16 protein-coding genes and 1 tRNA gene are annotated in these 13,882 nt (G+C 63.0%); 10 read left to right on the top strand and 7 right to left on the bottom strand.

Annotated elements, in window-relative coordinates; genetic code table 11:
- Positions 1–70: 70 nt before the first annotated feature.
- Positions 71–271, bottom strand: coding sequence for a 50S ribosomal protein L35 (gene rpmI / locus IVB50_RS11065; RefSeq protein ID WP_007598540.1), 201 nt, complete (start codon positions 269–271; stop codon positions 71–73).
- Positions 272–541: 270 nt separating this feature from the next.
- Between rpmI and IVB50_RS11070 the strand changes: the two genes are divergently transcribed.
- Positions 542–946 carry a hypothetical protein gene (locus IVB50_RS11070; protein WP_026233012.1) on the top strand — a complete coding sequence of 135 codons (405 nt, stop codon included), beginning with the start codon at positions 542–544 and terminating at the stop codon, positions 944–946.
- Positions 947–1,063: 117 nt separating this feature from the next.
- On the opposite strand, the gene infC is transcribed toward IVB50_RS11070, so the two are convergent.
- A complete protein-coding gene (infC, locus tag IVB50_RS11075) occupies positions 1,064–1,603 on the bottom strand; it encodes a translation initiation factor IF-3 (RefSeq protein ID WP_085349942.1) in 540 nt (179 codons plus the stop codon).
- 249 nt (positions 1,604–1,852) lie between these two features.
- Here infC and IVB50_RS11080 point away from each other — a divergent pair, with 249 nt between their 5' ends.
- Both IVB50_RS11080 and IVB50_RS11085 read left to right on the top strand, forming a co-directional pair.
- The gene (locus tag IVB50_RS11080; protein WP_018455731.1) at positions 1,853–2,665 is read left to right on the top strand and encodes an alpha/beta hydrolase; all 813 of its coding nucleotides are present in this window, start codon (positions 1,853–1,855) and stop codon (positions 2,663–2,665) included.
- A 144-nt stretch (positions 2,666–2,809) separates the two neighbouring features.
- On the top strand, positions 2,810–3,277 hold the full coding sequence (locus tag IVB50_RS11085; RefSeq protein WP_018455732.1) for a nuclear transport factor 2 family protein: 468 nt from the start codon (positions 2,810–2,812) through the stop codon (positions 3,275–3,277).
- A 17-nt stretch (positions 3,278–3,294) separates the two neighbouring features.
- Here the strand turns inward: IVB50_RS11085 and IVB50_RS11090 are convergent, their stop codons facing one another.
- The 3 genes from IVB50_RS11090 to IVB50_RS11100 all read right to left on the bottom strand — a co-directional run bounded on the left by IVB50_RS11090 (position 3,295) and on the right by IVB50_RS11100 (position 6,124).
- On the bottom strand, positions 3,295–4,092 hold the full coding sequence (locus IVB50_RS11090; protein ID WP_247295842.1) for an acyl-CoA thioesterase domain-containing protein: 798 nt from the start codon (positions 4,090–4,092) through the stop codon (positions 3,295–3,297).
- Positions 4,093–4,292: 200 nt separating this feature from the next.
- Positions 4,293–5,483 (bottom strand): tRNA epoxyqueuosine(34) reductase QueG, encoded by a 1,191-nt coding sequence (gene queG, locus IVB50_RS11095; protein ID WP_018455734.1) that lies wholly within the window; start codon positions 5,481–5,483, stop codon positions 4,293–4,295.
- Positions 5,432–6,124, bottom strand: a complete 693-nt coding sequence (locus IVB50_RS11100) for a glutathione S-transferase family protein (RefSeq protein ID WP_018455735.1) — start codon at positions 6,122–6,124, stop codon at positions 5,432–5,434. Before IVB50_RS11100 ends, queG begins: the two co-directional genes overlap by 52 nt.
- Before the next feature lie 170 nt (positions 6,125–6,294).
- On the opposite strand from IVB50_RS11100, the gene IVB50_RS11105 reads away from it, so the two are divergent.
- Positions 6,295–7,101, top strand: coding sequence for an undecaprenyl-diphosphate phosphatase (locus IVB50_RS11105; RefSeq protein ID WP_247295844.1), 807 nt, complete (start codon positions 6,295–6,297; stop codon positions 7,099–7,101).
- Between the two features lie 33 nt (positions 7,102–7,134).
- Here the strand turns inward: IVB50_RS11105 and IVB50_RS11110 are convergent, their stop codons facing one another.
- Positions 7,135–8,100 carry a complex I NDUFA9 subunit family protein gene (locus tag IVB50_RS11110; RefSeq protein WP_018455737.1) on the bottom strand — a complete coding sequence of 322 codons (966 nt, stop codon included), beginning with the start codon at positions 8,098–8,100 and terminating at the stop codon, positions 7,135–7,137.
- 163 nt (positions 8,101–8,263) lie between these two features.
- Between IVB50_RS11110 and IVB50_RS11115 the strand changes: the two genes are divergently transcribed.
- Together IVB50_RS11115 and IVB50_RS11120 are read left to right on the top strand one after the other, a co-directional pair.
- Positions 8,264–8,350 (top strand) — tRNA-Leu (locus tag IVB50_RS11115).
- Between the two features lie 44 nt (positions 8,351–8,394).
- Positions 8,395–8,580, top strand: a complete 186-nt coding sequence (locus tag IVB50_RS11120; protein WP_157642950.1) for a hypothetical protein — start codon at positions 8,395–8,397, stop codon at positions 8,578–8,580.
- Here the strand turns inward: IVB50_RS11120 and IVB50_RS11125 are convergent.
- Positions 8,567–9,052 carry a lysozyme inhibitor LprI family protein gene (locus IVB50_RS11125; protein ID WP_018455738.1) on the bottom strand — a complete coding sequence of 162 codons (486 nt, stop codon included), beginning with the start codon at positions 9,050–9,052 and terminating at the stop codon, positions 8,567–8,569. The genes IVB50_RS11120 and IVB50_RS11125 overlap by 14 nt on opposite strands.
- A gap of 775 nt (positions 9,053–9,827) precedes the next feature.
- Here IVB50_RS11125 and IVB50_RS11130 point away from each other — a divergent pair.
- The 4 genes from IVB50_RS11130 to IVB50_RS11145 all read left to right on the top strand — a co-directional run bounded on the left by IVB50_RS11130 (position 9,828) and on the right by IVB50_RS11145 (position 13,702).
- Positions 9,828–11,351, top strand: coding sequence for a hypothetical protein (locus IVB50_RS11130; RefSeq protein WP_018455739.1), 1,524 nt, complete (start codon positions 9,828–9,830; stop codon positions 11,349–11,351).
- A gap of 147 nt (positions 11,352–11,498) precedes the next feature.
- Positions 11,499–12,113, top strand: coding sequence for a ribonuclease D (locus IVB50_RS11135; protein WP_007598566.1), 615 nt, complete (start codon positions 11,499–11,501; stop codon positions 12,111–12,113).
- 144 nt (positions 12,114–12,257) lie between these two features.
- A complete protein-coding gene (lptC, locus tag IVB50_RS11140) occupies positions 12,258–12,986 on the top strand; it encodes an LPS export ABC transporter periplasmic protein LptC (protein ID WP_018455740.1) in 729 nt (242 codons plus the stop codon).
- A 5-nt stretch (positions 12,987–12,991) separates the two neighbouring features.
- Complete coding sequence (locus IVB50_RS11145) at positions 12,992–13,702, top strand: LptA/OstA family protein (protein WP_026233014.1); 711 nt, start codon at positions 12,992–12,994, stop codon at positions 13,700–13,702.
- Positions 13,703–13,882: the final 180 nt, after the last annotated feature.

The raw sequence follows: 13,882 nt of genomic DNA on the forward strand, positions 1-13,882 counted from the left end.
TTCGAAAGATGACTTGATGTTCGGATCGCCGCGAAAGCTGCGGCGCGGGTGGCAATGATCGTGGACGCGATCAGGCGTTCGGCAAGAAGTACTTCTTGACGTTGTCGCCGTCGGTCTTGAACAGCACGGCGGTGCCGCGCAGCTGCCGGATCTGCTTCTTCGTCCGCTTGATCATGCCGTGACGCTTGCTGCGATGAGCGAACATCACTTTGCCGGTGGCAGTCACCTTGAAGCGCTTTTTAGCGCCCGATTTGGTCTTCAGCTTGGGCATTTGGCTCTCCTAATGGCCATAGAAATCCGCCCGCAAAGGCGGCTGGCCGTCAAAATGCTCGTTAGAGCGTTGATTGTGCTCAGGTTTTACGAACAAGCGCGAAACCCGCACGGACACCGCCACGGCAGCCCTTAATCAGCCGGGCAATGAAGGCTGGGCTTATGACAGAGGACGGGCGAATTGGCAACGATGAACCGGTGGAACCTAGCCGGCGACTATCCGGAATTGCTAACCTCATGTCCGAGCCGTGTGACCCGGAGCAGGACCAGAATGCCCCCTTTTTCCCAAACGCTGTCGTCCTTGACTGATGTCGCTCGTCCGCGCTGCCTGGCGCTGTTGGCCGTGCTCGCCATGGCCGCGTTTCCGTCGAGTGCCAATGCGCGCATCCGCGGCTATGACGGCGTCTGGAACGTCACCTTCGCCACCACCCGCGGCAATTGCAGCTCGGGCTACAGCGTCCCCTTCACCGTCACCGGCAGCCGAGTGTCGTCCGCCGGCGGCGGTCGGGTCTCCGGCAGGGTCAATCGCAGCGGTACCGTCGCGGTCCAGGTCTCGGTCGGGGCCTCCCATGCCAGCGGCGGCGGCCGCCTCGCTGGCGTGAACGGCGCCGGTTCGTGGAGGGGTATCATCTCCGGCGATCAGTGCAGCGGCACCTGGCATGCGACGAGGACGTAATTATCGCCTCCAGAGGACGGTGCGCTCTCTCTTGCGCAAGCGGGAGAGGCAAAAAAACAAAACGGCCCGCCGGAGATCCGGACGGGCCGTTGAATTCTTCAGCCTAAAGAACCAGCGTCAGCGCGGCGCCAGCACCATGACGACCTGACGGCCCTCGAACCGCGCGTCCTGCTCCACCTTGGCGAGCTCGGCGACGTCGGTCTTGATCTTGTCGAGCAGCTTGGTGCCGATCTCCTGGTGCGCCATTTCGCGGCCACGATAGCGCAGGGTGATCTTGACCTTGTCGCCTTCTTCGAAGAACCGCTGCATGGCGCGCATCTTCACTTCGTAATCGTGGTCGTCGATCATCGGGCGGAGCTTGATCTCCTTGATCTCGACGATCTTCTGCCGCTTGCGGGCTTCGGCGGCTTTTTTCTGCGCGGAATACTTATACTTCCCGTAGTCCATGATCTTGCAGACGGGAGGGCTGACGTTCGGCGAGATCTCGACCAAATCCATGCCGGCTTCCTGGGCCAAGCGGATAGCCGCGACGGTCTCGATGGTGCCCTTGTTGTCACCGGTCTGATCGATCAGCTGGATCTGCGCATTGCGAATATCGTCATTGATGCGCGGCCCGTCTTTGGCGGCAGTGGGCGGGGCTTTATTTGGACGGCGAATGGGTGGTTCTCCAAAGTTATGAAAAGAGGCGGCTATTTTGCAGGAAGATACGGTTGCCGGCAAGCAATCGCTCGTGCGGCGGTCGAAAAAGCCTCAAATGCGAGGCATTTTGGCCACGGCGGGGCACGCAGAGGGACATAGACACCTTGCTTCTGTTCCGCAAGCGTCCCAAAGGGCCAATGCCGACGTCCGGCTGCGCTGCGGAGCACGTCCGGACAGCTCAAACCGCACAGCCAGAGTAAACGTTCCATGAATCACCCAATTCCCGATGCCGTGCTCGACTTCATCGATGTGGGCGAAGGCCCGTCCACACGCCGGATCGCGGTGCGCCGCCGCGCGGCCCAAGAATCAAGTCAAGGACCTGGGCTGGTCTGGCTCGGCGGTTTCAAGTCGGACATGCAGGGCAGCAAGGCCGTGGCGCTGGACGAATGGGCCCGGGATCACGGCCGCGCCGTGGTCCGGTTCGATTATTCCGGCCACGGCGAATCCGGTGGCGATTTCGTCGACGGAACCATCGGGCGCTGGCTCGAGGAAAGCGTCGCGGTATTCGAGCGGTTCTGCGACGGCCCGCAAATCCTGATCGGCTCGTCCATGGGCGGCTGGATGGCGCTGCTGCTCGCGCGCGAGATCAAAAAGCGGCAAAAGAAACTGCAAGCCAAAGCCTCGCTGGCGGGCCTGGTGCTGATCGCGCCGGCGCCCGATTTCACCGAGGAGCTGATGTGGAAGAATTTTCCGGCCGCGGTGAAGAAAGAAATCGAGACCAAAGGCGTCTGGCTGAGACCGTCGAACTATGGCGACGGCTTGCCCTATCCGATCACGCGGAATCTAATCGAGGAGGGACGCAACCACCTCCTGCTCGGCAGCGCCATCGATCTCGGCTGTCCCGTCCGCATCCTGCAAGGTGCGCAGGATCCTGACGTGCCCTGGCAGCACGCGTTCGCCCTGACCCATCGCCTGCCGGCCGACGACGTCGTGCTGACCATGATCCAGGACGGCGATCACCGCCTCTCGCGCCCGCAGGACATCGCCCGCATTCTTGCCGCCGTGGCCGAGATCGGGTGAAATCGTCACCTAGCACTCGGTGTCATCGCCCGACTTGATCGGGCGATGCAGTATTCCAGAGGCGCTCGTGCTCAAGCCGAGAAGCCGCGGCGTACTGGATGCCCCGGTCGGGGCATGACTGAGAATGGGAGGGGAGAATCGCCGATGACCACCACCGCCATGCTGCGCGCCTTCTGCGACGCCGTCGAACAACGCAACGGAAAAGCCTTTGCGGATCTCTTCACCGAGGACGGCGTCTATCACGACGTGTTCTATGGCGCCTTCGCCGGCCGCGAGAAGATCGCCGCGATGATCGACGACTGGTTCTATCGCACGGCGACCGACTTTCGCTGGGACATGCACGACCCGGTGTCGAACGGCACCACGCTCTATGCGCGCTACACGTTCAGCTATCGCTCGATCTTGCCGGAGGCTGATGGCGCGCGGGCGATGTTCGAGGGCGTGGCGATCATGACGCTCCGGGACGGAAGGATCGTCAGCTATCACGAGGTCGCCAACACCGCGCCGGCGTTTGTCGATTTGAAGTTTGCGCCGGAACGGATTGCGAAGATCGTCGCCAGACAGGGCGCGGAGCTCAAGGCGCGGCCGGAGATGAAGCGACATTTGGGTTAGCCGTCGTTCTTGCGCACCTACCGCTTCGACGGATTTACCATCGGCTTGCGCTGCGCCAGCGCCGCGACAGTGGCGGTGCCGATCGGGCCCTGCTCGTCATAGAGCCAGCATTCGCCGATCGCCACACCGTCGGTGGCCTGGTGGTTCACCACCTCGAAGCCGATCCAGTTCGTCACCGGCAGGCGGTGCAGATAGATCGTGACGTCGCTGTTGATGTAGCCGAGCCCCTTGTCGCCGGCGTTCGCGAACGGACTGGCGAAGTCCGCGCCGATGGCGACATGGACGAACGGCGTCATCGGCACGCCCGCGACCAGCTCGCGCACCTCGCTCATCCAGAGCTTTCGTGGCCCGAGCGAGCCCATGTGACCGACGATCGGTCGCGTGGTCCATTTGCCGTTCATGCCGAGCCTGGGATCGGTCGGCTTGGGAATGTCGGCCGGCTTCGGCACGTCCCAGTTCGGCGGCGACCAGACATTGCCGTCGGGATTCTGCGTTCGCCGTAACAGCTGGCACGAGGCGCGCGCCATGCCGATGCCGCCGGAAAAGAACTCTGCTTCCACGACGCGGATGCGCATCCCGTCGCGCACCAGCCGTGTCGTCACCTCGATCGGCTTGTCGATGGTGGGCAGCCGAAACATATCGACGGTCAGCCGCGCCGGCACGAATTCAGGACCGGATTGGCGCTCCTCGATGGCGAAGCCGAGCAGGCCGACGATGACGCGTCCGTGCAGCGATGTCGGATCCCACGGCCCATTGGCGACTTCCGTCGGGTGGAATGTGTCGCCGTCGCGGGTGAAGAAAGGCATGTTTGTCATGACGCGCGAGCTTGGAGGAACGTGCGGGGAAATCAAGATGCTCAATCCTCGTGGTGAGGAGGCGCGAAGCGCTCTTACCACAACAACGGTGTCATCGTCCGGCTTGACCGGGCGATCCAGTACTCCGCGGCGCTCGTGATTGAATCGATAGGCCGCGGCGTACTGGATGCCCCGGTCAAGCCGGGGCATGACACCGAGGATTAGGAAGCGAGCTCCCACTCCTCGCGCACGCCGTCATCACGCTCGCGCGCTATGGCGGTTGCTCTCATCGTTTCGAACTCATCCCGCGGCACCAACTGCCCCAGCGCCCATACCGCAGCCCCGCGTACCAGCGCGCTCTCATCCTCCAGCAATCGCCGCGCCTCGTCCGCCAGTGCCGCATCACCGGAGTTGCCGATCGCGATCAGCACGTTGCGCAAAAAGCGGTCGCGGCCGATGCGTTTCACCGGCGATTTGGTGAACAGCGCGCGAAACGCAGCGTCGTCGAGCCGTGCGAGCTCGGCAAGACCTGGCGCGCGCAAAGCGTCACGTGCGGCGAGCTTGGCCTCACGGCCCTCCTGCGCGAACTTGTTCCAGGGACAGGCGGCGAGGCAATCGTCGCAACCATAGATGCGGTTGCCGATGCTTTTACGAAATTCGCGCGGGATCGGGCCCTTGTTCTCGATGGTGAGATACGAGATGCAGCGCCGCGCATCGAGCCTGTAGGGCGCGGGAAAGGCCGCGGTCGGGCAGATGTCGAGGCACGCCCGGCACGAGCCGCAATGATCGATCTCGGCGTCGTCGCGCGGCAGTTCCAGCGTGGTGTAGATCGCGCCGAGAAACAGCCATGAGCCGAATTCGCGCGAGACCAGATTGGTATGCTTGCCCTGCCAGCCCAGATGCGCGGCTTGCGCCAGCGGTTTCTCCATCACGGCCGCAGTGTCGACGAATACTTTCACTTCACAAGGCTTCACCTCACAAGTTGCGGTCGCGACCAGCCATCGCGCCAGTGCCTTCAGGCGCTTCTTGATGAGGTCGTGATAGTCGTCGCCCTGCGCATAGACCGAGATCGCCGCGCGCGTGCGCTGTTGCAGGATCGCGAGCGGATCCTGGTCGGGGCCGTAATTGACGCCGAGCATGATGACGCTGCGCACGTCCTGCCACAGCCCGCGGGGATCGACCCGGCGCTCCGGCTGCGCGGCGAGCCAGTCCATGTCGCCATGGCCGCCGGATGCGATGAATTCGAGAAAGTGTTTTCCGGCGCTTTCGATCGTGCCGGGCTCCGTAATGCCGATGCAGTCGAAGCCGAGCGCACGTGCTTCGTTTGCCAGCGCCGTCTTCAGTTCGGTCGGATCGGAGTTCAGAAGTCCAGGTCCACGTAGGTCCGCGACGCCGGCACGCCCGCCAGCCATTCGCTCAACAGCGGACGGAACGACGGGCGGGATTTCACCCGTGCGTACCAGGCCTTTGCCGCGTCGTCCTCGCTCCATGGCACGTCGCCCAGATAGTCGATCGCCGAGAGGTGCGCCGCGGCGGCGAGATCCGCGTAGGTGAGCCGGTCGCCGGCGAGGAAATTACGCGTCTGCGCCAGCCAGCCGATATAGGCCAGATGATAGCGCACGTTTGCCTTGGCGGCGCGCATCACGTCGGCCGAGGGCGGGCCCCCGCCGTTGTCCTCGCTCATGAAGCGCTTGTAGATGCGCTCGGTGACGAGCGGGTGGGAGACTTCCTCGAAAAACTTTTCGTTGAACCAGGCCATCAGCCGGCGGACCTCGACGCGCTCGCCGATCGTGTCCGGCATCAGGCGCTTAAGTCCCATCTCAGAGCCATAGGCCTCGTCGACATATTCGGCGACGATCGCCGCGCCCGGGATCGGCGGCTGCTCGTCGTCCACCAGGACGGGCGTCGTGCCCGCCGCATTGAGCAGCAGAAATGCTTCGCGCCGCTCCCAGCTGCGCTCTTCGATCAGCTTCAGCTCAAGCCCGTATTCTCCCGCGATCAGGCGGATGAACCGCGAATGCGGACAGAACGGATGATGAAACAGCGTAAACATGAAGCCTTTGACTATGTGATGGTGCTTAAGAATCCATCAATGTTTTGTGCGGCGCCACACTAGTCATTCAAAACCGCGAAGCAAGGGCGCGACGCCGCATTTTGCGATTGCAGCAAGGGAGCGGATGGGCGAGAAGAGCCCCGCTTTTCCAGCCGAAATGGACCGTAAATATGTCAGATGCAATACGGGCAGTGATCCTCGGCATCATCGAGGGTGTGACCGAGTTCCTTCCCGTGTCCTCGACCGGCCATTTGCTGCTTGCTGAGCGCTTTTTCCATCTCGGCGAAGGCGCGTTCTGGGATTCGTTTACGGTCCTGATCCAGCTCGGCGCGATCATCGCGATCGTCGTGTTGTACTTCAAGAAATTGTGGGACGTCGCGATCGGGATGTTCACGGGTGACGTCTATGCACGCCGCTTCGTGATCGGCGTGCTGGTGGCGTTCCTTCCCGCCGTCATCGTCGGTCTCGTCGGCGGCAAATACATCAAGAGTCTGCTGTTCAATCCCTGGGTGGTGTGCTTCTCGCTGATCGTCGGCGGCGCCATCCTGCTCTGGGTCGACAAGCTCGATCTCAAGGCGCGCGAGCATGACGCCACCCGGTTTCCGCTGCTGATGTATCTTTACATCGGTATCGCGCAGTGTCTGGCGATGATCCCGGGCGTGTCGCGCTCCGGTGCAACCATTGTCTCCGCCATGCTGCTCGGGGCCGATAAGCGCGCGGCGGCGGAGTTCTCGTTCTTCCTCGCCATTCCCACCATGATCGGCGCGTTCGCCTACGATTTCTACAAGAACCGCTCCGAGATGACGATGGACCACATGGGCATCGTCGCGATCGGCTTCGTGGTGTCGTTCGTCACCGCCATCATCGTGGTGAAGACGTTCCTGGAATACGTCACCCGCCACGGCTTCGTGGTGTTCGCCTGGTGGCGCGTGATCGTCGGCACCCTCGGCCTGATCGCGCTGGCACTGGGGCGGTAACCCCGAACTTCAAACAATTGACTGCGGGGATGGTTACGCGCTCTTGCGCTGGAATTGCCCGGCGGCGCGGAAACGCCAGAGATATTGCGGGGCGATCGCTTCAAGCGAGTCGGGCGCGATGCCGAGGCCTTCCAGCGTTAGCCCAGCGGCCTTCGCCGCGTCCGACACGACATTGTCGCGCGCGAGCAGCGTGACCTGGTCCGGCGTCAGCTTCAGCGCGCCCGGCGCGAATTGCAGGAAGTTGGCCTTGAAGCGGGCGAGGCCAAACGGCAGCGGCATCAGCATCGGCTTGCGATCGGCAATCGCGAGAATGGCCTCGATGATCTCGCGCATGGTCAGGACTTCCGGGCCGCCGAGCTCGTAGGTCGCGCCCGCCTTGGCCTTGCCGTCGACGGCATCCGCGACCGCGGTGGCGACGTCGCCGACATAGACCGGCTGCATCTTCGTGTCGCCGCCGATCAGCGGCAGCACCGGCGACATCCGCGCCAGCGCCGCGAAGCGGTTCGTGAATTGGTCCTCGGGGCCGAACATCACGGAGGGGCGGAAGATCGTCGCCGACGGCACCGCGGCCAGGACCGCGGCTTCTCCGGCCGCCTTGGCCCTGGCATAGCGCGAGGGCGATTCCGCGTCGGCGCCGATCGCCGAGACATGGATCAGCTGTGCCCCCGCGGCCGCGGCCGCCTTGGCGATGGTCTCGGCGCCCTTGGCCTGGACGGCGTCAAAACTCTGCGCGCCACCCTCGGCGAGGATGCCGACCAGATTGATCACGATCTGCGAATCACGCAGTGCCGCCTCAATCGAGGCCGGATAACGGACATTCGCCTGCACGGTGTGGACCTGCCCGACCTTGCCGGAGGGCTGGAGGTACCCGGCCAGCTCCGGCCGCCGCACCGCGACCCGGACCCGGTAGTCGCGCCGGCACAGCGCGCGGACGACATTCCGGCCCAAAAACCCCGATCCGCCGAAAACCGTGACGAGCGTGTCCAGATTCGATGCCATGGGATCCATTCCTGGGGTCCATATCCTGCGGGAAGAGTGCGTCTCGTCAGGCTTGTATCGGGCCGGTTTGCGATGCGCAATCCGCATCCCGAAGCGGGGTTCAAGCATGAATTGACAACCGCGTCACCGAACCGTAGTAACCGCCTCCGTGCCTAACCGGCATGCCCAGGTGGTGGAATTGGTAGACGCGCTGGCTTCAGGTGCCAGTGGCTTAACGGCCGTGAAGGTTCGAGTCCTTTCCTGGGCACCATCTCCTACTCAAGCGATTGAAATCGCTTTTGCAGGGAATTTGAGTTGCTGACCGGTACTCAAAACCGAGGCACGGCGATCGCAGGCGATCTGGAGGCTGGCTTCAGTCGTTCAGGCAAGCGCTACGCGCCGACGTCCACCGCGCTCGCGGCCGAAGCCGTCATCGCTATGTGGGAAAAGGTCGGCAAAGCTGATGACCCCAAGCGCCTAAGAGGTCTCAATGCTCGTTGACCGCGGCGCCGAGCTTGATCAGGCTCAGCGAGCGGTTCGCGGTCTCGCGCAGGCGGCAGTAGCTCGCGCTGCCCCGGTACATGCCGGGATCGACCTTGTCGAAGACCGCGCAGAAGCCATCACGCGACGCGGCGAAAGTTTTCTGCGAGTCATTGACCGCCTTGATCGCGTCGGCGAACCCGCCGGCCTGAACCTTCTTTAGCGCCTCATTGGTTTTCTGCGTCCAAATGGCGAGTTCGCGCGCCGCGCAGGCTTTCCATTTGGCGACATCGTCATTCGCGCCCTCTGCCGCTTTGATGCAGGGGTCGGCGACGAGCCCAACGCACGCGCCGCCGAAACCGCCGGTTTTCTCCGCGGTCTTCAGGCAGCCATCGATCACCGCAAGTTCGGCTGGCGCGATGCCTTGGGCGAAAGCCATCGATGCGATCGGGAGGCTTGCGGCGAGCATCGCGACGGCAAGTTTGAGCTTCATTGGAGATCTCCGTTCGACGCATCGAAAATATGGAACAGAACACCACTGCGAGCGCATGAAGCTCAGCGAGACGGTAGACCGGCGGATGTGGCGGAAGGGCCGGACGGCGAGTGCGAAGGGAAAACGAGGGGGTATGCGGCTTCGGCTACGCCCTCTCCAATCAATGCCTTTGATGTGCCTTGACCTGACTTACGGGATTTTCGACCAATAGGTGATACATGCAACTTTGGTCATCGAAGGCCCAGCGTTGGTTCACCTGAATGTGGAACAGGAGCTACGCTGACGAATAATGACGGCGGGACCGCTTAAGGCACGCACTGGCGATCTCCACGCTGCGCGGTCGCGGTCTCGCGGGCCTCCATTTGGACAACTGAAGGTGACGATCGAGTCTTTTCCTGGGCACCACACCCAACCCAGGTCGTTGAATCGCTCCCGCCGGTGAGACCACCTCCGCCCCCGAAGCCGGTGACTGCGCCGCCGCCGCTGCCGAAACCGGTAGCTGAAGCGATTTCGGGCATTTTCCAGCAATGCCATTAATAACAGCTCGGGGATGAGACGATGCAGGTCCGCTTCGAAGATTTCCAAGTGTAAACAGCTGCTTGGGAGACCTCGGAAGCCCGCCGTTGACCGGAATTTCATTCCGCCAATCCCCCCTCGGTTGCATCGTCCGAATTTACCCCGCTTTAGACAAACTAGCTCTTAGTCAGCGGGCAGGCTCGCATCCGGCCGTCGGCGAGCGCGGAGCCATCGGGCTCGCTTTATCGTGGGGGAAGCGGTGGATCAGCATCAGGTCTGGCACGAGCCGGCATTCGACAAGGCTGCGAACGCGATCAGCCCGTTTCTCCTGAGATCGGGAATTTATCTGTTCCTGATCTCGTTCATCTGCCTGTTCTACGTCTTGAACGCGCCGCTTCTGCTCGGCCATTACGATCTGGGCTGGCATCTGGCGGCCGGAGATATCATCCGGGAGCGCAACGCCATCCCGCTCCACGACCCCTGGTCGTTCACCCACGGCGACAAGCCATGGCTCAATCTGTCCTGGCTCTGGGACGCGCTTGCCAGTGCGACGTTTCAATACGCAGGCTTTGGCAGCCTCGTCCTGCTGACGGTGGCCTGCGGCGCAGCGATCGTCGGCATCCTGACCGCGATCTCTCTCGGCTACGGCGCGTCGGCGATCGCGGTCTGCGTCTCGGTCTTCTTGGCCTGCCTGCTCTATCCCGCTTACGAAGCTTCGCCGAACATGTATCTCGCGGTCTCGCCGAATACATGCACGATGTTGTTCTGCGTCGTCTTCTATCGCGAATGCCTGCGACGAACGCGATGGTTCGTGCTTCCCGTGTTGATGGTGCTCTGGGCCAATCTGCATGGCGGTTTTCTGCTCGGCTTTTTCGTGATCGGCGTCTTCTGCGGCGGCGCCGTGCTCAGAGGGGCCTGGGCCGAGCTCCGGATCCTTGCTCTCGCGGGGATCGGGTGCCTTGCCGCGACCTCCATCAATCCGCTCGGCTGGAATATCTATGCCGGTGCCGCCGCGACGATGGGGCACTTCGTCCAGGGCAATATCGGCGAATGGCTGTCCTACTATCACAACATGGAAATGCCGGGCAGCATTCCCGGCATCCTGTACATGCTGGCCTTCGTCGCGCTCGAGCTTCGCTACAGAAACTCCAGACCGATCCCGCTCGAGCCGAGATTGATGTCCTGGCTGTTTCTGATTCTGGGACTGTATCAGTTCAGGTACATCGCTTTCTTCTTCATTTTCTCGACCGCGCCGATGGCGCTTCACCTCAGCCGCTTGCTGCCTGAGCGTCTCACCGGTCGGGACGTGAGGGGAGCGTTGCTGGCCGCCGGCATCGTCGGTCTCGGCACCCTGCCGATGGCCTATTTGAACGTTGCACCGGCGCTCGCACTTCCGCCGATGCTGTCGAGTGAAGATGCCGGCTATCTGCGAAAGCATCTCGCAGGTCGGCGGGTCCTGAACAATTGGAACGTCGGCGGCTACCTGATCTTCGCGACGCACGGCACCGTCCCCCCATTCGTCGACGGTCGCGCCGCGACCGCCTATCCGGACGATTTGCTGCGCGACTATTTCAAGCTGGTGAGCTGGGAGATCGACGAAGCCGCGTGGGACATGGTGCTCGACAAATACCGGATCGACGCCGTGCTGTGGGTCAAGGCGCACGAACAGCTGCGGCGATTTCTGGTGGAGCGGCGAGGCTGGCGCGAGCAATACACCGGCGCTTACGAGACCGTTTACGTCAGGCCGCAATCCGGTTTCGCCGGCGAAGCCAAAAGACAATGACGACCAGCGCCGCGGCTCTGTATGACCAGCCGCGCCTGATGCTTGCGCCGGCGGCTGCCAGCGGATACATCGCGGCCGGCCCTCGCCAGCGTCTGTGCCGGGGATTAGCCTGCAAAGCGCACCGATTCGATTGAGGTTTGAAACGCCATGACCGTACGCCTGCACCGCGGCGACCTGCCCGATCTGTCCCGCTATACCGGAGCGGTGGCGATCGACACCGAGACCATGGGCCTGAACCCGCATCGCGACCGGCTCTGCGTGGTGCAGCTCTCACCCGGCGACGGCAGCGCGGACGTGGTGCAGATCCCCAAAGGTCATACCGACGCGCCGAACTTGAAGGCGCTTTTGGCCAATCCCGCGAACACGAAAATCTTCCACTTTGCGCGGTTCGACGTCGCGGTGCTGTACCAGACGTTTGGTGTCATGACCGGGCCGATCTACTGCACCAAGATCGCCTCCCGCCTGATCCGCACCTATACCGACCGCCATGGCCTCAAGGACCTCGTGCGCGAGGTGCTCAATGTCGACCTCTCCAAGCAGCAGCAATCGAGCGATTGGGGTTCCGACAGCCTGACCGAGCCGCAGCTCGCCTACGCCGCCTCCGACGTGCTGCATCTGCACGGCTTGCGCGAGCGGCTCGATGCCATGCTGGCGCGGGAAGGCCGCACGGCGCTGGCCAAAGCCTGTTTCGACTTCCTGCCGACCCGCGCTTTGCTCGATCTCCAGGGCTGGGCCGAAGAGGACATTTTCGCGCATTCCTAGAGTTTAGCGCGGCGGCCAAGCTGGGCGGTCGCCCCGTTTCAGACACTTTCGTAACGGCCTGTCGCGGGCTGCATATTTTGGCGTTGCCGGCTACAATGGGGCGCCCGCCAGCCGGACAAGGCGAGCGACACCTCAGGAGCCCAGGTGAATTCGGCCCACAATGTCACCTACGACGCCGCGCTCGCGGCGAAGTTCGCCAGCGCGGCGCGCCACAGCCGCCTGGTGCGGATTCTGCGCATCGCGGTGCCGACGACAGTGGCCGCGGCCATGGGTCTGCTCGTCCTCATCTCGACCATTTTCAACCCGTTCCAGATCCCCGTGAAGCTCGACTCCGGAAATCTCGTGGTCACTGGCACGAAGATCACGATGGAATCGCCGCACATGTCCGGCTTCACGCCGGACCAGCGGCCCTACGAGCTCTGGGCCAAGACCGCGACCCAGGACATCACCGATCCCGATCATGTCGATCTCCATGATTTGCGCGCGAAGGTGCTGATGGAAGACCAATCGACCCTGTTCCTCGATGCCCGCACTGGACGGTTCGACAACAAGCAGCAGCAGCTCGACCTGCACAAGGACATCTTCCTGCGCACCTCGACCGGCTACGAGGCGCGGCTGAACTCGGCCTTCGTCGACATGGGCAAGGGCACGGTCTCCTCGGACGAGCATGTCGACGTCAAGCTGACCAACGGAACGCTGACGGCCGATCGGCTGCGGATCACGGAAGGCGGCGACGTCATCCGCTTCGAAGGGAATGTGGTGATGCACCTCGACAAGCTGGACGATCCTGCCGCCACTCAGCCCGCGCCGACTGAACCCGCGCCGGCTGCGAAGACACGTACGCCCCAGAACAAGTCCGCCAATTCAAAGTGATTTTCATGATCAGGTTTTTTCCGCGCAACGACGGCAAGCGGCGCGTCATCCCGGGTGCGGCCGCGCTCGCCGTCGGCATCGCACTGGTCGCAACGGGTGCGGCGATCGCGCAGAGCACGATGCAAGGCGTGCCCAACGCGATGCAGGGCTTCTCGCAGAACCGCGATCAGCCGATCCAGATCGAGGCCGCCTCGCTCGAGATGCGCGACAAGAAGAAGGAAGCGACGTTTTCCGGCAATGTGAAGGTCATTCAGGGCGACACCACCATGACCTCGAAGACGCTGGTGGTGTTTTACGATTCGGGCGGCGACAAGCCGGCCGCGCCACAGCCTGCGGCAAAGGCGACCAAGGGGGCGCCGATGCAGTCGGCGACGCCGGGACCGGGCGGCAACTCCTCGATCAAGCGACTGGAGGCGCGCGGCAATGTCGTCGTCACCCAGAAGGACCAGGTGGTCACGGGCGAGACCGCCGTGTTCGACACCCGCACCAACCTCATCACCATGCTCGGGGGCGTCGTCTTGACGCAGTGCAAGAACGTGCTGCGCGGCGACCGGCTGGCGGTCGACATGACCACGGGCGTGTCGCGTGTGGAATCCGATAGCGGCCGGGTGCAGGCGCTGCTGCCGCAGGGCGGCGGCAATGATTGCGGATCCGGAGGCGCGGGCAAGCCCGGCGCGGGACCTCTGCAATTGCCTGGCGCAACTAAACCCAAATAAGTCAGCGTAGACCCAAGCCCGTCAAAGTAAATTTGAAGAATGATTTCAGACGCTTGGGTCGATCATCGCCGATCCGAGGTTGAAGCTTGCGCGCCGAGACTGTATCTAGCGCGAAGGGCTTTCGAAGCGGGGTTCGCCGCTTTTCGGGCGTGTTTCACTGGGCATGAGACATCCCTTCAT

The organism is Bradyrhizobium sp. 87, from assembly GCF_023073015.1.
In the GTDB taxonomy this organism is placed as follows: domain Bacteria; phylum Pseudomonadota; class Alphaproteobacteria; order Rhizobiales; family Xanthobacteraceae; genus Bradyrhizobium; species Bradyrhizobium canariense_D.